Raw genomic sequence first — 19818 nt, 5'->3', positions numbered from 1 at the left:
TAAGGTGACTAGGGCTCGTGCAGGACGTACGAGACATGGACACGATCGAGGAGACAATTCAATGACACGGAAGCATGCAGCCATACTGGCCAGCGCGCTCGTCTTATCTGCCTGTGGTGGCGGGCGTCAAGACGATGTCGGAGCAACCAACCGCGACGCCGAGCTTGGCCCCAACGGCCTTCCGGCCGCGCGCGCAGGATTGCAATCCAAAGCGCCCATTCAAGGTGTTCAATGCAGCGCCAATGAGTGTTTAGAGGTAGGGGGCTTCACCCCACCTTTCGAAGAGCCGGTCATCTACGACCGCAGCGAGGACGGTGCGCAACTCGGCAACGACATTCCCTTTGACAATCCGCTGCGGCAATCGGTGCGCAGCGAAAACTGCGAGTTTGACGACGCCGACCGCCCCATCAACTGCAAGCCCGGTGCTGGCACCATCGCCCTGCTGGGCAGTGATGACCTGCTGTTTTTCAGCGCCTTAGAAGGTACCGAAAGCGCGGAATTTAGCATCGTGGCTGAAGGTGGCCAGGTCTTGGTCAACGACCAAACCCGCGTTCTGGGGCTGGGCGAGAGTGAGGCCAGCTGGACCTTGCCGGCTCCCATTGATGGCGGCGCCGAAGACGGCGAAGCTAACTGCTTGTTACCCGGTTGTTTGCTGAATACAGACGCGAATGACCCGCGTCGCAATAGTGGTTCTTTATTCTGCGCTGATATCAACGCCCTGCCTAACGGCGCCGTGTTGGCCGTTGGTGGTACCAATTACTACACAGAGCCAGGCATTGATACGCCTTTCAACATTGGTGTGGTCGAGCTAGAGGGTCTGAACGCCTCGCGCGTTTTTGATCCAGCCAGCAACAACTGGTTCCAAACCGGCGACATGAATTTTGGTCGCTGGTACCCCACCCTGGTGTCTTTGGCGAACGGCGACCAGTTTGTTGCCAGTGGCGTGAGCAAATTGCTTAAGCCTGTGTATCCCAATGAACCCTTGCAGTCGGGTCGCAATGTGGTGCAAACCGAAACCTTCGATCTGGGTTGTGGTGTGTGGTCGGATAATGGCCCTGCCGCACAACGCTCATTACCCCTATATCCAAGGCTGCACTTGCTGCCCAATGGGCAGGTCTACTACAACGGTGGCGGTCAGGCCTTCAATCCCTTCGGGCAAGCCTATGACCAAGCCCTGTGGAATATCGTTGGAGCCTACAACCCGGACACCCAGAGCTGGACCGACCTGGGATATGCCGGGCTGCCATTAGAGCTGAACGAATTGGGACTTGGCCAGTTAACCCAAGCTCTGAACCCCACCAACACAAACATTGCCGACGCGCTGAGCAACACCGTCACCGGCGTTCTAGACGCGCTATCTTCGGAGCCAGGCGCCTTGTTTGATCCTTTGGTGGAGGGGCTTAGCTCGGACGCCGTAGGCACAGTGATCAACGCCATTGCCGGCGGTTTCCGCGGCAGTGCTACCAGCTTAATGATGCCCCTGAAGCCCAACCCAGATACTGGCGAATATGACCAAGCAGAGTTCCTCACTGCTGGTGGGGTCTTGGGTGCCGTCACCGTGAATAGTCCTGGGGCCTTTGTGGGCGTAGCTCAGTCACGCATCGACACGGTGCGCATGGATGGTGACCAAATGGAGTATCGCTCGCGGTTGACGGGCGCCCTGAACCAAGGTCGCTGGTACGGCCAAGCCGTGCTCCTGCCGACCGGAGAGGTCATGATGTTCTCGGGTGCGACGCATGATGAGGTGGTTCTACCCGGCACAGCCTTCCCCATCACCCAGACCGAGCTTTACGACCCAGACACTGAGACCTGGCGCTTGATGGCCGATGCGAATAAGCCACGCACCTATCACAACACCGCCGTTTTGCTCCCCGACGGTCGTGTGCTGGTCGGTGGCCACGCCCCCATCAACACGGCCTATGCCTACAGTCTGAACCTCACTGGACTAGGTATATCGCCCAACTTCGGCCGGGATCCTTCCTTTGAGATTTACCACCCGCCCTATGTGTTCGGCGATCGCCCGCAGCTCCAGTCTGCACCCAGCCGTGTCGATGTAGGGCAACGCTTTAGTCTGAACACACCGGATGCCGCGCAGGTTGAGGAAGTGGTTCTGATCCGCCGGCCCACCCTCACTCACCTGATTGATGGTGACCAACGCAGCGTGGTGCTACCCATCGTGTCGCGCTCCGCAAATGGCCTAGAAGTGCAAATGCCGACGCAAGCGGCGGTCACTCCGCCAGGCCAATACATGCTCTTCATCGTTACCGAAAACGATGATGGTCGTGTACCGTCCACCTCACTCCCAGTGCAGGTCAATGGCGGTAGCTTCAACTGCGCTAGCTAATGTCTAGGCGTGACGACCTACAGGGCCAGCCACAACGGCTGGCCCTACTTGTTTGGCTTGTTCTGGGCTTATGGCCGGCGGCGCTGATGGCCCATGGCGCTGGCCCACGCTGGCAAGCGCTATTAGACGCATCGCTGGAACTACCCGCAGATGTGGAGGTGCAAATTCGGCATTCCTTGGCTCCACAGGTGCTGCTCAGTAACAATTCTGAGCAGGCCTTAGAAGTGTTGGATCCTCGAGGACGGGCTTTTCTGCGAATTGGACCTGCGGGTGTGCACGCCGACATGAACGCCGCTGCCTGGTACAACACCTACTCGGTCGCAGGCTTAGCTACCCCGCAGGCAGCCCAAGACCCACAGGCGCCTCCGCGTTGGAGACAAGTGAGTACAGAGACGGCCTGGGGCTGGTTTGACCCCCGGCTCAGTCCTGACCCCGCTGCCGGCAACGATAGTGGAGCCGACTACACTCCCCCGCCCTGGGAAATCCCTACCCGTCGTGCAGATGGCAGCCCGTTCAGACTCAGCGGGCATTTCCAGCAGACGCAGGCGCAGGGGCAATGGCAGAGTCAGCTAACCCGTAGTGGGCGCTTAAGCCCGCAAATCAGCATTGGCCTTATCCCCGGCCCGGTAGACGCGTTTATGTTGCGGAATCAAAGCCAACAGCCCGTGACCGTGATTGGAGTCGATGCCGAGCCCTTTGTGCGCGTTGGCCCTGAAGGCATATTCGCCAATGCCACCAGTAAAACTTGGCGTGCATGGGGACGCAGCCGCTTTAAACAATCCGATCTTGAGGCCACGCAGCCGCAATGGATCAAGATCAGCAACAGCCAGACCTACACCTGGCTGGACCCACGCAGTCGCCCGACGACCACCGAGCCAAGCGACGCTTCGGCAGCGCAGACCCTGCATCATTGGTCTATCCCTTTGCGGGTTGCCGGCGAGCTCACCCAGCTGCCCGGCCAAAGCCAATGGCAATCAGCCCAGCCGGTGACAATGACGATGCCCAGCATGGACATGCGTAGCAGCCAAGGCAAAGCCCATGCCCATCAGCCTATTGCCGCCCCCAAGCCCTGGCCACGAGTCCAGCTTAAGGTGGAACCGGACTCCATGAGCGGTTGGAATGTGCATGTACGCACGGATAATTTTCGCTTCAGCCCCGAGACCTCCGGCAAACAAAGTCAGCCCGGCCAGGGCCATGCGCACCTTTATGTGGATGGCGAAAAGGTGGCCCGACTCTATGGACCATGGTTTCATCTGCCCTATCTCAGTCCTGGCACGCACTACATTCATGCCACTCTCAATGCTGACGATCACAGCATCTGGATGGCTGATGGACGCTTAATTGGTCATCGAATACGCGTAGAGGTGCCGCAGGCAGAGGGCGCCATATCAGGCAATCCCGCCACAATGATGCCGCATGCCGCAGGCGCCAAACAGCCAAGCACCCACACCATGACCGGTCATGTTGCGGGCTCGGAAGCCACGGCCATGGCGCATTGATAACCAGACTGAGCCGCCCGGCTTGGCCTCAGGCCGGGCGCTCTATGACCGCTGGATCGCGGGTGTCCCAGGCCGGCGTCTTGCCATGCCTGTGATTAGAACCAGAATGAACGCCCACAAACCCACAGCGCCGCCGCTGCCGTCGGCTTGGCCTGCTTCTGCTGCTGCCAACCGCGTCGCGCCATCGCAACCCCCGCGCTGCGCCACCACCGCCTGAACGACAGCCACCCATTCATCCGAGCTGAAGTTGGTGCTGAAGCCGTAGGCGTTGGGGTCCAATGGATCGTCCCCTTCGCGATAGTCCAGGCCAAAAGAGTGCGACATGCGCACGGCTGTCGTGCAGGCCGAAGGAACCACGGTGATTTTCTGGCCCTGGAATCCACTGGCCTTGTATGCATCCGGACTCACATCGGAATCCCAGGTTTGGTAAGCATAACCACCACCAGAGACCTCGGTCATTTGCGTCAGCTTGTCTATCCACTCCTGCGAAATAACTCGGCGCCCATCGGTATTGACTCCTTTATTCCGCAGTAACTCGCCAAAGCGCACAAAGTCGTAGCCACGCGCGTACAAACCCTGGGAGGCAATGACGCTGCCTTCACGGTCGGCAATCATGCGGGCATCGCCATAAGCCCCCATGGGCTTCCAAAGCAGCTCCGAAATCACCTCGTTGTAAGGCCGCCCATAAATGTTCTCCAACATCCAGGCCAAGACCTGCGTGTTCCCGCTGTTGTAGCGGAACTCGGTGCCCTGCTCGTACACCTTGGGCAGACTCATGAGAAATTCGTTGCGGGTTTGGCCCAAAGCACCATTCGTGGCGTTATCCAGCAATACATCAATCCATTGCTGTACCTGGGTGTTTTGTGCCAGTACGGGCGTATCTTCATCCCAGTGCACACCCGATTCCATTTGCAGGATGTTTTCAATGGTGACGCCTTCCCAGGCCGTACCCACCAATTCAGGAATGTAGTCTTCGATGGGCTGCTGCAGATCGCGGACTAGGCCTTGGTCATAGGCAATACCGACAGTGGCGGCGATAAAGGTTTTAGTCACCGACCAGGGTTGATGGCGAGTGTGCTCTTGATAGCCATTGTTATACAGAGCGCCAATGACCTCGCCATTCACGGCGAATTGCACCATGTCGGTTTCGGTGGTGTGCATGAAGTCCAATAGCGACTTTTCCGCCCCATCCCAGGTGTAAGTCAGGCCGGACAGATCTTCGATGGCCAGTGGCAGGCTGGAAATGTATGAACCGGGCTCCACCGTGACATTAGGCGTCCAAATCTCCGGACGCACAATATCGGTAGGTGCCGGAATCTGAACATTGCCATTCACCAGAGCTTCGCGAACCCAGGTGCTCCAATAGGTGGGATTCAACCACACATTCATCCGATCCAGCACAAGATCTTGTGGCGGCGGCAAAGCCGTAATCGGCCCATCGACGTCAGGAGCCGGCTCTTCACTGGAGGCCGCTAGTCGCAGATCCTGCCGCGCCAATTCCAGTATCTGTTGCCGAAGTTCATAGCTCAGCGGATCCTGGGAACTGCCAAGAAATTTGGCGTCCGTGTGGGCCTGGGCCAATATCGGCATGACAGCCGCTGCTACAAGCGCAGCAACACGGGCAAAAGTCGCCATGGGGTGTCCTCTTTGTCTCCTCAATTGCCCTTCAGCTTAGTGGATGCCTCAACCTGGGCCTATCGCAAATATTTAGCACGCCCGATGACGCCTCCCCAAGACGAACGTGGTCAGGCACTCATTCGCCGCTAAAAAACGCGATGGGCTCCCCGGTCCACATGACCATCCGCTGCCAGCAATTCAGCGAAGTAATCAATGAGGCGATCCTGACCCGTAGATGGGGTAGCCGCAGCGTCATAGCTCTGGACACGCTCGTCCCAAACCAGCATGGATTCGGTGGCGTAGTAATGACCAATGCGCGCCAACTCAGCCTTGGCACCTAAGCGTGGAATGAGTCTGCTGAGCATTGCCAATAATCGCGCTATGCCAAGCAGCACACCTGGAGACACCGATCGAAAACGCGGCGGCTGACCACACAGTGCGAATAATTGCTCGCCCAGCTGCTTGGGCGTCATGGCTGGCCCCGGACCACCAATCGGCAACACCGTATTCCAGCGCGCCTCATCATCGATGCAACCCACCAGGTAATTCGCAAGGTCCCGATTACTGATCGGCTTGCAAGCGGTGGCTTGGCCGTCGCCGAACAGCACATATGCCCTGCCCTGCATCACCCGCTGCACCTGCCCGGAAAGCGATTTGAAATAAGCCGTGGGGCGCACAATGGAGTAGCGCAGTCCGCTACCTTGCAGCTCATGCTCAAAGGCGAGTTTGGCGTGCTGAAATGCCAGCTTAGGCTTTTGCACACAAATAGCCGAAAGCAACACAAAGTGTTTGACCCCGGCCTTCGCCGCAGCCTTCAAGAGTTGACTATGCGCCCGATAATCGACCGCCCAAGCATCGGTAGGATCCCCGGTACGCGACGCCATGCATGACATCACGACATCAACCGGGTTGTTCGCAAACAGCGTCCTAGGCTCAGACTCTGACTGGTGAAAGTCGTAAGTGATTCGCCGCGCAGCTGCCTGAATATCCGCAGGTAATGCCTGCGCCGACCCGCGCATCGCACAGCTCAGCTCGAAGCCCTGTTCCAGCAACGCCCTCGCGGTGGCCTGACCAATGGTGCCACTCGCTCCCAAAAGCAGCACATGAGCTGTCACCGGTCTGCGTTTGCAAGATTACCCATGGGCTAGTGATAGCAGCTTCTACAGCCAGACAACAAGCTGCTAACAAGGCTCCGAGTCAGCCTCGCCGGCAGACACGCCCCAAAAAGCTAAGGCGGCGAGCCGTTTATTGGAACGACCCGCCACCGCGAAAACTGTCAGCCTAACCGCCGTGAATGATTTCCAAAGGCGTTACTAAGGGCGGCAATGCCGTTGGACAAACCTCGGTCAGGAAGGTCCGCATGGGTTGGCTGGGGTCCGCCGCAGGCGCAGGATTGCGAGCCGCATAACCATGCTCCCATTCGCCCCAAATAGCCTGGCGGCAAATGGAGTCAGCGGTAAACCATTCCACCTGCGCCAGGTCTTGCTCCTCAAACCAACGGCCCATGACGAAATCGACAATACGTTGCACGTCTTCGGCGAGTTCCTCGTCCGAACGCACCCGGCCCCAGTAGCTACCGTGACCTTCGCCAACAAACTCCAACTCGGCGTCAGCGGGAGTCCCGGCAGGCAGTGTGACCTGGCCACCAACATTCCACACTTCCTCGGTATACCGCGCAGAACGGAACAAAGCCTCGCGCAGCTCATGTACCGTGATCATGCCATCGGCATTGGCGCAATCGGCATTCGCCGCGCCGCAGCCCGCCGGACCTACCGCAACCACGCCTGCAGTTTGAATACGGCTGGGCCCTGCGAGTTCTTGGCGCAGTTGATACAAGGCTTGGGCGTAAATACCAGCTACCACAGGAGTCGCATTAGAGGTACCGCTGAAGCTGCCTTCGGCGGTCACACTGGCACCCCGGCCCGCGGGGTATCCGGTACCGATGCTGGAGATGTCCGCAGGCTTGCCATGTCCAGAAAAGGTACTGCCATCATTAGGACTAATCGCGCCTACGGTGACGATCCAGTCTGGCCCCTCTTGGGAGCTCAACAAGGTGGTATTCGGAGCCACAAAGGCATTGGCTTGACCATTACCAGCGGAGAAAAAGTTTTGCTGCCCGCGGTTGATCGCCTCGAGCTGCAACTGCACATCAGTGCCTGCGTAAGCCCGCTCACGAAATACTGTTGCCGCCCCCCAAGAGTTGGTCTGGGCGTCAATCCAGTCTTGCTTGGCAACCCATTCATTGGCCTCCTCGGAAGTGCCATGCACGTAGACCAGCAAGCAATTGGCGCAGCTGCCGTAAATGTTTCCGCTGCTCACGCTAGCAGAGCCGGTTCCGTGTGAATCTGCCGACCATGTGTCCACTGGCCCTGTTTGTTCGCCCAGGACCGGACTGAGTGCGTAATCCGCAATGAGCATCGGATCGAATGCTACGTGGCCAATGATCTTAGTCCCGGGCATCCACACCATATGTACTTGCGCGTTATCCGTGCCCTCGGAGTAGCGCACTTTGCCCCATTCGGCCTGATCCAGCGCATGCAGGTCTGCCGCGAAGGCGTTGGGATCTTCACTCAGGCTCAGATTAAGAGCGTCATAGCTGGCAAAAGCCTCGGCGCCAGGGTGTCCTGGTAACCAGGTGGCGGGGTCTTGATCCAAGGGCAAATCGTTGCTGGGGTCAGCATCTTGATGCTGCGGCATCATGCTGGCGAGGTAGTCGTGGTGGTAGGGGTTGACGCCGGAATCGATGACAGCGATCACAACCACATCGTCAGCCGCCGCGGACCGCGCCATGGTGGCGTCAGCGCTGCGTGAGCCCATGGGGCCATCATAGGATTGGCCGCCATCACAGGCGGCAAACAATACGGTGCTTGCAGCCAGTGCACTGGCTGCCCACATTTGGTGCGAGGACATAGGGGGGTTCTCCAACCAGAATCGAAATTCGGTTATTCAACAAGGTTCCGCCCGGATTACAAGCGATTTGCATGCCAATGCGCAAGCGTAAGAATGCAGTAGCTGTCCAACAAATGAACCCAGAGTTGATCCTTGTCTGCGCCTAAACGGCGCCTACTAAGCGTTCTCAGCCGACAACCAAGCCAAGGCCGCATATACGCGCGCGTCGATAATCACCCCTGCTTGTTGTTGCTGTGCAAGCCAAGTCATGGCCGAAACCAGGGGCACCCGGTGAACAAGAATCTCCTCATCCTCGACCCCACCACCAGAGTGCACCCTTTGCACCTGACGCGCTCGGTAGTGATAGGCCCATTCGCTGCTTAGTCCAGGCGCCGTCGGACTGCAATGCAATAGTTCGAGCTCGGCAGCTCTGTAGCCGGTTTCTTCTTCAAGCTCTCGCCCTGCAGCCACAGCTGGGCTCTCACCCTCAGCCTGGTCACCTACGATGCCGGCCGGGAGCTCAATCACCGAGGCTTGCACGGGATGGCGAAACTGCTGCACCAGCAATAAGCATGCATCCTCAGTCGTTGCCACCACAAAAGCCGCGCATCCTGAAGAATTCACCCGGCGCACGAATTCCCAGTGCCGACGCCGACAGGTCTGAAGAAACTCACCCGTGTACAGAATCTGCACATCGTCTATAGCCATCACACATCCTATCTTGAGCCCTGGTTGACCGGCCCGTACGAGCCTCAGACTGACCTCAGCCACGCGCGTGGCAAGGTCAGCAGATCGGCGCGAACAGGCCCTGAATTATGCGGACGCCGCCACTCAGACCCAGGGGTCAGCAGCCATCATAATTCCGGAAGCCAGCAACACAGTGAGGACAAGAATAGCTCGGCGCTGACCTTCGGCATAACCTAGGCTACACGCCCTCCGTCCCTGTGTTCCCTGCTGATGTCCATAGACCCCAGCCTTATTCCCCTGAGCCTCCATATCGTCGCAGGTCTGTGCTGCCTACTCAGCTTGGGGCTGGCAGGCCACATGGTGCCATGGAGAGCATTGAAGGACGTCCCACAGCGCCAGCACCTACTCTTTGGCAGCCTCGCTTCTTTATTGCTGCTGTGGACCTTGAGCATTGAGGCCGTGTCAGGTGTACATATCCACCTCTTGGGGATGACAACCCTGACCCTTCTGATGGGCTGGCCTATTGCCATCATCGGCGGGACCTTGGTCCTACTGATTCAGCTGCTGATGAGCCCGCTGTCATTGTTAGCGCTGCCGCTCAGCTGGCTGCTCACGGTGGCCATCCCCGCGACAACGACTCGCCTACTGGTTGTCGTTCTTCGCAACCGCGGACAACCCAATCCTTACCTTTTCCTGTTAGGGGCGGGCTTTGGCGGCGGGATTCTGAGCGCACTCTTCGCGGCCTCGGCGTGTGGCGCCCTCTTCGCATTGTTAGGCCTTGGTGGCTGGCCGCAAACCTTGCAAAGAGACATGGCCTTGCTCGCCCTCGCCGCCTTTCCTGAGGGCTTTTTGAATGGAGTGGTCATGACCGCAATCACTGTGGTCAACCCAGAATGGGTGAAAACCTTTGATGAACGCTACTACCAGGCCTCCGACCAAGAATAAAAATAGTCCCGATGCACCAGCTGTGATGCACCGGGACACGGACTCCGGCTGATTAGCGATCTTGGGTAGGGCGCCTCTTGCGGCCCACCCCGCGTTATCGGCTGCGCGCGATCCCGCGTTGGCGATGGCCTAGCGCTAAGAGCGCCAATGTGAGCATCAGCCAGCCTAAGGCGCCGCCACGGGTCCCGAGTAATCCCCGCGCGGGGGCCTCGGTCAGACCCGGACCCTCTCCGGCGCGTACGGCCACTGGCAGATGAGTCACAGGAATACTCGCCGAATCTGGCGCCAAGAAAAGCTCGGCAAAAAACCATTGGCCCCCAGGCTGCCCTACTGTGTCTGCCGTCACTTCTAAGGTGACAGACTCACCGGCTGCCAGAGAGAAAAAGCGGGGATTCACACTCAGGCTCAAGACATCCGGTGACTCAACCACAGCACTCCAGCTCGCATCGACGGTGGCAGTGAGGGTGCGCGTCCAACTGCAAGCACCGATACAGCTACCGTTTCCTAGGCTGGGCCGGTTCAGGCTGGTGGGGTCACCACCCGCGCTGGGGTCGGCTGCAAGGTAGTTGGCCTCGGTTTCGTCCAATAACAATCCAGCACGAACCGCTTGCGACAAATCGATGCGCCCTGCCCCGACGTCAAAGGCATCTGCCGGCGTCACACGGTCATCCTTCACCAAGCCATCAGTCCCATTCTTGCCACGGACAACATAGCTGGTTGTCATTAGAGCGGACTGCACTTCATCCGGCGTCCAGTCTGGATGCAAGGCCAAAAGCAGCGCTGCGGCGCCCGCGGCATGCGGGCTCGACATGGAAGTACCACTGAGCACACCGAATTCCGGGCCAGCGTTTGGCGCCAACAGATCGGTGCGCACCGCCGCAATGATGTCCACACCAGGCGCGGTGATATCGGGTTTGATCACACTAGGCGCAACGATGTTCGGCCCGCGTGAGCTAAAGCCGGCCATCACGTCGCCATCGACACGATTCGCACTGGGAACAGTGCCTTGGATGGCGGCCACATGCCCCTCACCACTAGCCAACCATTCCTTCAACGCGACGCCATCCTCAAAAGTGATGTGCACGCCGGGAACCGCATAGCCGTCCCCGTTCAAGCTAGCCCCGTTGGCTTCGTCATTGGCCAGTACAAAACCAATTGCTCCACCGGCCGCTACGTTATCGGCTTTCTCCACGCGCGCGTTTTCGCCGCGATCACAGACCACGATTTCACCATCGAAGGTGCCGGCCGCAAAGGGCGCCAGACACAGAGCATCACCGAAGTCACCGGCATAAACGATGGGCGCGCTGGGAAGAGACGTGGTCAAGCTGCGTCCTGCAATGTCTGCAGGAGCTGGAGTATCGCCACCACTGATATCAATAAGCGCATTCTCTAAGGCGCGGTCATGGGTGGACGCGGCCACGCTCAGCAGCCAGGGAGCATCGGCGGGGGAACCAACGGTTTCGGGACCAGGGCCAGAATTACCGGCGGAGGTTGCTACAAACACGCCGGCGGCGCGCGCCGACAAAAAGGCCTGCGCATTGGCATCCGCCCAGGGGTTCCCTGCGGGGCCGCCAATGGAGAAGTTCAGCACATCAACCTGATCAGCCACAGCTTGGTTAATTGCAAGGGCCGTCGAAGGCGACAAACACCCGGATAACAACGGCGAGGTAATGCAGCCTTTGTAGGTGATGAGGTTGGCATGCGGTGCAACCCCGCCGATGCGCCGCTCCAGCGTGGTGGTCGGCGCGTTTAACGTTGCATCCACGAAGTTTCCGGCGGCTGTGGAGGCTGTGTGGCTGCCATGGCCATCGTCATCCAATGGCGTAGTGCCAGTGAAATCCCAAACCCCGATCAGTTTGTCGTTACAAAAAGGCAAGCCCGTCACCGGCAAACACAAGCCGTAATAACGCGGCAAGCCGAGCAAAGTCCGTGGATTGGTATGCACATAGCCGTCGACAGGGCCGACGGCAGCAAATGAGGGATGGTCGAAGTTCACACCGGAGTCGATGACCCCCACCACGACGCCTTCGCCCATAGTGCCGACATCGGCGCCCATGGCCGAACCATCATAGACGGCATCGGCTTGGATCCAGGCCGGTCCGTTATCGCTTTGCAGCTCAAACAAGATTGGCGCCTCTACGCGGCGCACGCCCGGTAGCGACGCCACCCGCTCGGCTTCTGCCGGCGTCATCTTTGCGGTGAAGCCCGTGAGTGCGTGAAACATCCGATGCTCCACATTCAGGCTGCGCCCTAGAGTCGCTTCGGCCTGCGTGACTAAACCGTCGAGCTGGGTTTTCAAAAACTCTAAATAGGCCGTTGCTGCGGGCGAGTCCGGATTCAGGCGGGCTTCACCCAGCACCGTGGCAGCCGTCGCCGACAAGCCCGGAAGATCACCAGTGTAGGTGGCCAAGGGCGCGGCTTGATGTAACACGATATAAGTGTCACCAGTCGCGCGGTCAGCATAGGCGACCACGCCTGGGCCGGCCTTCCAACCGATCTCCTGAGCAAAGGCCGTAGGAATGTGCAAGAAGCAAAGTGCGCAGGCGCTCAGACGCGCCAATGCTTTCCAGAAAGTGACTGGCATGGATGGGGGACTCCAATTTCGGTGACCCAGCACGGGGCCGACAGTTGAATAGGCTCGTTAGACCAAGCAGGATATATGCCAGACAATGCGTGGCCGCAACCCCAACCACGCCAGCTCGCATAATCCCTTTGGTCGGGGCTTTGCGGCCCGCATTCCAGGTCTTGAGCGAGAGCCGGAGCTCGGGGCGGCAAAGGGCCTGCATCATAGCGGGCGGTGCTGCTCTAGTACTCCAAACGCAGCTTTGGTTGCTGGTCTACAGCATTATTCTCGCGGCTCGCCCATTCCACGGCGCTGGCAGCATCATCTTCGGGCCCAAGAATGATCCATCCAAAATTACGACTGGCATCGGAGCGCCACAGCTGGATGTCCTGTTCAAGACCATTACTGAGTGAGCTAAAAACGACTGGACCCACCTCGCTCACAAAAGCCTCTGCACTAGGCTCCGCAGCAAAAACGCCTCCAGCGACGCCCCAGGTGGAAGTATCAAAACTACGGTGAATCCAAGTGACATCACCGTCTTCAGCGGCTGCGCCACCCCCAGCCCGACTGGTTCCGGCATCTGCCGGACCTTCGGTCCAACTCTCAAGTAGGCGGTGAATGGTGAAGCGCTTATTCTCACTAAACCTCAGCTTGGTGACATGCATATCGAGTTCAGCCAAGGACGGCATGCCCACAGGCACGGACGCCAGATCAAATCGAAGCACAAAACGTCGCAAGTCACCTGAGCGGGTCACGCCCGCGAAGAGCGAACCACCACGGCCGCTGGCCAAGTCACCGCTCACAGATTCATAGAGCGTGGCATCAGCAGCAGCGTCCAATCTAAAGGCTGCGGGTGCCATGGTTGGAGCAGGCGTCGGCGTGGATATAGCCTCACCCACGGTAGGCCCAGCATCAGTACTACCCCCCGAGGAGCCGCCGCATCCGCTGAGTAATGCGAGCCCGACAATGAGCCATCGATAATGCATCTGGTGCAATCTCCAAAAATTATGAGCGTTGTGGCGACGCCAAGATCCTTCATCTGATCTAGGAAAGCCGTCGTCTTAGCTCATTGATGCGGATATTGCCGCCAAACGGATGCACCCCTAGAAAATCCAATCAGCCCGCCGCCCAAAGTCACTGAGCTAGCGTGCAGCTTGAGAGACCTGATAGGGGCCGAAAAACCGGCCGGGCGACGACCGGAGGGCTTTCAGAGCTACGCAATAAACAGCGAAGCTGGCAGCACTCGAAGTCTCGAGCTCTAGCAAGAGCCAGTTCAACGCAGTACAGGTGATAGGGGTTAAGCAGCAGCTGCAAGAATGGCGGAGAAGGAGGGATTCGAACCCTCGATGAGGCTATAAACCCCATACTCCCTTAGCAGGGGAGCGCCTTCAGCCACTCGGCCACTTCTCCGTTTGCTTCTTAAGTGCTCGGCTAGCAGGGCCAGCACGGGCGGGCGATAGTTACCGCCGACGGGCCGTAGGCCCGCTTCATTCAAGGCCGCGAAGTTTAACCCATTTCTTGCGGCCTGTGGGCGTTTGACCGCAGTTTAATCGGGCTGCTCTTCGACGCCTGGGGCCAGTTCAGGCGCCGGCTGGTCTTGGCGCTTAAGAACTTCTTCGCGGTGAATGGCGACGTCGTCGGGCGCCGCAATACCGATGCGCACCTGCTGGCCTTTTACGCCCAACACGGTCACCTCGACATCGTCGCCAATCACAACGGTCTCGCCCCGCTTCCGGGTCAAAATCAACATCCTTGTAGATCCTCCAGCATGCGCTAGCGCGGCATGCCGCGCCTCCTCTTTATGACAGCTAATTTACATGGTTTCCTGAACCGGGTCTTCTTCTAAGGCAAAGGCCTTGTGCAGAGCGCGCACCGCCAGCTCCAAATACTTGTCCGCGAGCACCACCGAAATTTTGATCTCAGAGGTAGAGATCATGCGGATGTTGATGCCTTCCTCTGCCAAAACCGAGAACATTTTGCTGGCGACCCCAGCATGGCTACGCATACCTACTCCGACCACGCTGACCTTGGTAATGCTGTCGTCTCCGCGCACATCGGCCGCGCCCAGCTCGTCTGCGGTCTTGCGCACCACTTCCATGGCTCGCTCGTAATCGCGATGGTGCACGGTAAAGGTGAAGTCGGTGAGCTCATCGTCCCCTACGTTCTGCACAATCATGTCCACTTCGATGTTGGCAGCGCCCACCGGACCCAGAATCAAGGAGGCAATTCCAGGCTGATCTGGAACCTGTGAGACCGTGATTTGTGCTTCGTCGCGGTTAAAGGCAATGCCCGAGATAACGGGGGCTTCCATAGGGTTATCCTCAAGGGAAATCAAAGTGCCGGGGCCATCTGCAAAAGTCGACAGCACCCGCAGCGGGACGTTGTATTTGCCAGCAAACTCCACGGCGCGAATTTGCAGCACCTTGGAACCTAAACTGGCCATCTCCAACATTTCTTCAAAGGTGATCCGATTCAGACGCCGAGCCTTAGGCTCTACACGCGGGTCGGTGGTGTAGACCCCGTCTACGTCGGTATAGATTTGGCATTCATCAGCCTGGAGCGCCGCTGCCAGTGCGACTGCGGTGGTATCTGAACCCCCACGCCCTAAGGTGGTGATGTTGCCGTGCTCGTCCATGCCCTGGAATCCAGCCACAACAACCACGCGCCCCGCGCCTAGGTCGGCTCGAATTTTCTCGTCGTCAATACGGGTGATTCGCGCTTTGGTATGCGCGGAGTCGGTATGAATACGCACCTGCGGCCCGGTGTAACTTCGAGCAGCTTGCCCGCGAGCTTCCAATGCCATGGCCAATAGGGCAATGGTGACTTGTTCGCCGGTCGACAACAGCACGTCCATTTCACGGGCTGGAATCTGTGGATTCAGTTCCCGTGCCAGCGCCGTAAGGCGGTCGGTTTCGCCACTCATAGCCGACACCACAACCACCACATCATGCCCTTGGGCACGGGCTTGGCAAACCTTGTCGGCCACATGCGCAATGCGCTCGGCAGAGCCTACAGAGGTGCCGCCATATTTGTGCACAATCAAAGCCATGTTCAGCCCCCCAGCTGGGATTGCGCCCAGTCTTGTGCAGCTTGCAGGGCCTGCGGCAAGTTTTGGGGTTGACTGCCTCCCGCCTGCGCCATGTCCGGACGACCGCCGCCACGCCCGCCGACTAAAGCTGCGGCCTGGTTCACCAGCTCGCCAGCTTTCACCACACCAGTCTGGTCTTTGCTCACGCCCGCAATCAAACTGACTTTGCCCTCGCGCTCGCCGCCCAGCAGCACCACACAGGAGCCCAGACTGTTCTTGAGGTTATCGACCATCTCGCGCAGCACCTTGGCGTCGCCGCTGGGAGCGTGTTGCACAACCAACTTGACGCCACCGATGTCCAGAGCCTGCTCTGCCCAGCGCTTGGCCAGGTCGGCAGCGTCGCCAGCAGCGGCTTTTTCTAGCTTTTTCTCCAGCTCGCGACTACGGCTCTGCAGGGTTGTGATGCGCTCAGGCAGCTCATCCACTCCAGACTTTGCCGCGTCGGCGCTGCGATTGAGCAGATCCAACCGCTCGCGCACCCACTGCAATGCGCCCTGGCCGGTCAGGGCTTCAATACGGCGCACGCCCGAGGCAACCCCCGCCTCGGAGATGATTTTGAACAAGCCAATGTCGCCAGTGGCGCCAACGTGCGTACCACCACATAGCTCACAGGATGCTGAACCCAGACGCATCACGCGCACATGCTCACCGTATTTTTCGCCAAACAAGGCCATAGCGCCGGCGTCCAAGGCGTCTTGGTAGGTCATCTCCTGCGCTGATGCTGGGTGGTTCGCCAAAATTTCCGCATTCACCCGATCTTCAATCAAACGGAGTTCGTCCGGACTCACCGGCTGCAAATGCGCAAAGTCAAAGCGCAGTCGGTTGGGATCCACTAGGGAACCCTTCTGTTGAACATGATCGCCGAGCACCTCGCGCAACACCGCATGGAGCAAATGGGTGGCCGAATGGTTGCGAATGATGGCCGCTCTGCGCTGGCCATCCACAGCGGCCGTGACCGCGTCGCCAGTATGGATTTCGCCGGCGCTCACCACGCCAAAATGCACAAAGGCCCCGCCGGGATCTTTGCGCGTGTCCTCCACCTCGAAGCAGCCTTGCTCTGTACGCAAGGTGCCGGTGTCACCCACTTGGCCGCCGCCTTCGGCGTAGAAGGGCGTGGCGTCGAGCACAATGGCCCCCCGCTCACCCATGGCCAGAGTTTGTGCCGACTCTAGTTCGTGCCACAGCGCCAACACCTGGGCATTGTTATCCAGCCGGTCGTAACCATCAAAACGAGTCTGCCGGCGTGCCGCTTCACCCAGGCCTTGCGCCATATTGAAGTTGCTTGCTGCACGTGCCCGCGCACGCTGCTCTTCCATGGCCACCTCAAAGCCGGCCACATCGACCTCCAGGCCGCGGTCGCGCGCCACGTCCTGCGTCAAATCCAGTGGGAAGCCGTAGGTGTCATAGAGCTTGAATGCGGTGGCTCCATCAAGTACCGATTCGGTCTTGGCCAGCTCCGCTTCCAACAGCTTCACGCCTTGGTCAAGGGTCTCGGCGAAGCGCTCTTCTTCCTGCAAGATCACCTGTGTGATGAAGTCCTGCTTATCAGCGAGCTCTGTATAGGCTGTGCCCATTTGCTCGACCAATGCGGGCACCATCTTGTGGAAGAAAGGTTCGCGTGCGCCCAATTGATGCCCATGGCGAACGGCGCGGCGCAGAATACGGCGAAGCACAAAGCCTCGACCGTCATTCGCCGGCAACACACCATCAGCAATTAAGAAGGCGCAGGAGCGAATGTGGTCCGCCAGCACGCGCAGCGAACGGCTACCGGCTTCCGCCTCAGGAAGCAGATCCCGAGCTGCACCCAACAGGGCCAAAAACTGGTCGGTGTCGTAGTTGTCGTGCACACCCTGCAGAACTGCGGCCACGCGCTCTAAGCCCATCCCGGTGTCCACACAGGGCTTGGGCAGCGGGTTCAGGGTGCCATCTGCCGCCCGGTCGTATTGCATGAAGACCAGGTTCCAGATTTCGATGTAGCGGTCGCCGTCTTCTTCCGGAGTTCCCGGCGGCCCTCCAGCGACTTCTGGACCGTGGTCATAGAAGATTTCTGAGCAGGGTCCGCAGGGGCCGGTGTCGCCCATCTGCCAGAAGTTGTCTTTGGCCCCAATGCGAGACATACGGGCCGGATCGACCCCGATTTCATCACGCCAAATGGCTTCGGCCTCTGCATCATCCTCAAATACCGTCACCCAGAGCTTCTCCGCCGGCAATTGCAGCTCCTGAGTCAGATACCCCCAAGCCAGCTGGATGGCCTCACGCTTGAAGTAGTCGCCAAAGCTGAAGTTGCCCAACATTTCAAAAAATGTGTGGTGGCGCGCCGTGAAACCTACGTTCTCCAAGTCGTTGTGCTTGCCGCCGGCGCGCACACAACGCTGAGCACTAGTGGCTCGGGTGTAAGAGCGTTTGTCCGTGCCCAGAAACACATCTTTAAAGGGCACCATGCCCGCATTGGTGAACAGCAGCGTGGGGTCGTTTCCCGGCACCAGCGACGATGAGGGCACGATGGCGTGATCGCGATCGGCGAAGTAGCGAAGAAAGCTGGCGCGAATATCGTTGGTGCTGATCATGGCTCGCAGCCTGTTCTGCGGGTGAATACGGTACGAAACCGCGCATTTTAAGCCCTAAGGCCGACGCGCACAGCCTCTTTGCTTTTGCGCGGCCTACACGGACTCTTGAGCGGGCCCCTTCGCGCCGCCGTCAGCGACCGATAAGCGCCCGAATCTGCTCAGCCTCAAAACCTTTGCGCTGCAAATGCAGGCGCTGCTTGTGGGGCTCGCTGGATCGGCAGCGCCGCAAGGCCTCACGGCCAGCCTCCAGCCAATCCACATCGGCTTCAACACAAGCCTGTTCAAATTGCGCCCCGGCGATGCCGTGTCCCTGCAGCTCCGCCGCGATGTAGCGTGGCCCATAGCCGGCACGAGCACGGCTTCGAACGCGCATCTGCGCGTAGCGCTCATCGCACTGCCAGATGGTTTGCGCCAGTTCGTCCACAAGCTCGCGCGCTTGCGCCGACGCCAGGCCATGTCGCTCTAGCCTTTGCTGTAGCTCGGCGCGCGAGTAGTCCCGCCGAGAAAGCCAGCGGCGCACGGCCGCTGGCGCTGTCTCAATGGTGAGTTCTTTAGGCCGCAAGACAATAAGGCGCCTTAAGCCTCAGCGGCCTCTTCCTTGGCTGTCTCGTCGCCGGCCTTGGCGCGCGGCAACAGCTTCTCACGCAAAATTTTATCCAAGGTCGCGGCCGTCTCCGGGTTGTCACGCAAGAACTGACGGGCATTGTCTTTCCCTTGGCCAATGCGCTCGCCGTTGTAGCTGTACCAAGCCCCAGCCTTGTCCACGAGATTGTGAGCTACCCCCAAATCCAGCAGCTCGCCCTCTTTGGAAATGCCTTCGCCGTACAGAATCTCAAACTCACACTGTTTGAAGGGCGGTGCCATTTTGTTCTTCACCACCTTCACGCGGGTTTCGTTGCCGATAACCTCGTCGCGGTTCTTAATGGCTCCGATGCGCCGAATATCCAGGCGTACGGACGAGTAAAACTTCAGGGCGTTACCCCCGGTGGTGGTCTCAGGACTACCAAACATCACACCGATCTTCATCCGGATTTGGTTAATGAAGATCACTAAGGTGTTGGTGCGCTTGATATTCCCGGTGAGCTTACGCAGCGCTTGGCTCATGAGCCGGGCTTGTAGGCCCACATGAGAATCGCCCATCTCGCCTTCGATTTCTGCCTTTGGCGTCAAAGCTGCAACGGAATCGACCACCACCAAGTCTACAGCCCCACTGCGCACCAGCATGTCCGCAATCTCTAGAGCTTGTTCGCCTGTATCCGGTTGGCTGACCAGCAGTTCATCGACATTCACACCCAGCTTGGCCGCGTAGGTTGGGTCCAAAGCATGCTCGGCGTCGATAAAGGCGCAGGTACCGCCAGCTTTTTGCGACTGAGCAATGGCCTGCAAGGTCAAGGTGGTTTTCCCCGAAGACTCGGGCCCATAAATTTCGACCACACGCCCTTTGGGCAAGCCGCCAATCCCCAGCGCCACGTCCAGCTGCAAAGACCCGGTTGAAATGGCCTCGACATCGCGCACGGCACTGCCATCGCCCATGCGCATGACCGAGCCTCGGCCAAACTGCTTTTCAATTTGTTGCAGCGCTGCTGCGAGCGCCTTCTTGCGGTTGTCGTCCATGGTGG

At 59.0% G+C, this 19818-nt stretch carries 14 protein-coding genes and 1 tRNA gene; 3 read left to right on the top strand and 12 right to left on the bottom strand.

Features of this window, described 5'->3' with window-relative positions; translation table 11 throughout:
* Window positions 1-61 precede the first annotated feature (61 nt).
* Together KI787_00640 and KI787_00635 are read left to right on the top strand one after the other, a co-directional pair.
* Window positions 62-2344, top strand: coding sequence for a DUF1929 domain-containing protein (locus tag KI787_00640; GenBank protein ID MBV6628437.1), 2283 nt, complete (start codon window positions 62-64; stop codon window positions 2342-2344).
* Window positions 2344-3843: a hypothetical protein gene (locus KI787_00635; GenBank protein ID MBV6628436.1), complete on the top strand. Its 1500-nt coding sequence runs from the start codon at window positions 2344-2346 to the stop codon at window positions 3841-3843. Before KI787_00640 ends, KI787_00635 begins: the two co-directional genes overlap by 1 nt.
* 42 nt (window positions 3844-3885) lie before the next feature.
* Here the strand turns inward: KI787_00635 and KI787_00630 are convergent, their stop codons facing one another.
* From KI787_00630 to KI787_00615, 4 genes are all read right to left on the bottom strand, one after another.
* Window positions 3886-5478 (bottom strand): serine hydrolase, encoded by a 1593-nt coding sequence (locus KI787_00630; GenBank protein MBV6628435.1) that lies wholly within the window; start codon window positions 5476-5478, stop codon window positions 3886-3888.
* 128 nt (window positions 5479-5606) lie between these two features.
* Window positions 5607-6554, bottom strand: coding sequence for an NAD(P)H-binding protein (locus KI787_00625; GenBank protein ID MBV6628434.1), 948 nt, complete (start codon window positions 6552-6554; stop codon window positions 5607-5609).
* Between the two features lie 187 nt (window positions 6555-6741).
* Window positions 6742-8370, bottom strand: a complete 1629-nt coding sequence (locus KI787_00620; protein MBV6628433.1) for a S8/S53 family peptidase — start codon at window positions 8368-8370, stop codon at window positions 6742-6744.
* A gap of 156 nt (window positions 8371-8526) precedes the next feature.
* Window positions 8527-9057 (bottom strand): NUDIX hydrolase, encoded by a 531-nt coding sequence (locus KI787_00615; protein ID MBV6628432.1) that lies wholly within the window; start codon window positions 9055-9057, stop codon window positions 8527-8529.
* A 249-nt stretch (window positions 9058-9306) separates the two neighbouring features.
* Here KI787_00615 and KI787_00610 point away from each other — a divergent pair, with 249 nt between their 5' ends.
* Complete coding sequence (locus KI787_00610; protein ID MBV6628431.1) at window positions 9307-9981, top strand: energy-coupling factor ABC transporter permease; 675 nt, start codon at window positions 9307-9309, stop codon at window positions 9979-9981.
* A 94-nt stretch (window positions 9982-10075) separates the two neighbouring features.
* On the opposite strand, the gene KI787_00605 is transcribed toward KI787_00610, so the two are convergent.
* The 8 genes from KI787_00605 to recA all read right to left on the bottom strand — a co-directional run bounded on the left by KI787_00605 (window position 10076) and on the right by recA (window position 19813).
* Window positions 10076-12016 (bottom strand): S8 family serine peptidase, encoded by a 1941-nt coding sequence (locus KI787_00605; protein MBV6628430.1) that lies wholly within the window; start codon window positions 12014-12016, stop codon window positions 10076-10078.
* A gap of 770 nt (window positions 12017-12786) precedes the next feature.
* A complete protein-coding gene (locus tag KI787_00600) occupies window positions 12787-13530 on the bottom strand; it encodes a hypothetical protein (GenBank protein MBV6628429.1) in 744 nt (247 codons plus the stop codon).
* 331 nt (window positions 13531-13861) lie between these two features.
* A tRNA-Ser gene (locus KI787_00595) sits at window positions 13862-13954 on the bottom strand.
* A 136-nt stretch (window positions 13955-14090) separates the two neighbouring features.
* Window positions 14091-14294, bottom strand: coding sequence for a carbon storage regulator CsrA (csrA, locus tag KI787_00590; GenBank protein ID MBV6628428.1), 204 nt, complete (start codon window positions 14292-14294; stop codon window positions 14091-14093).
* 63 nt (window positions 14295-14357) lie between these two features.
* Complete coding sequence (locus KI787_00585) at window positions 14358-15593, bottom strand: aspartate kinase (protein MBV6628427.1); 1236 nt, start codon at window positions 15591-15593, stop codon at window positions 14358-14360.
* Window positions 15594-15595: 2 nt separating this feature from the next.
* Entirely contained in the window at window positions 15596-18199 is a 2604-nt protein-coding gene (alaS, locus tag KI787_00580) for an alanine--tRNA ligase (GenBank protein ID MBV6628426.1), read from the bottom strand.
* Between the two features lie 130 nt (window positions 18200-18329).
* Window positions 18330-18761 carry a regulatory protein RecX gene (locus KI787_00575; GenBank protein MBV6628425.1) on the bottom strand — a complete coding sequence of 144 codons (432 nt, stop codon included), beginning with the start codon at window positions 18759-18761 and terminating at the stop codon, window positions 18330-18332.
* A gap of 14 nt (window positions 18762-18775) precedes the next feature.
* Window positions 18776-19813, bottom strand: a complete 1038-nt coding sequence (recA, locus tag KI787_00570; protein ID MBV6628424.1) for a recombinase RecA — start codon at window positions 19811-19813, stop codon at window positions 18776-18778.
* Window positions 19814-19818: the final 5 nt, after the last annotated feature.

The sequence above is a fragment of the Oceanococcus sp. HetDA_MAG_MS8 genome (genome assembly GCA_019192445.1).
Lineage (GTDB): Bacteria > Pseudomonadota > Gammaproteobacteria > Nevskiales > Oceanococcaceae > MS8.
The sequence above is the reverse complement of the archived record's forward strand: the minus strand, read 5'-3'. Positions and strand labels throughout refer to the sequence as shown.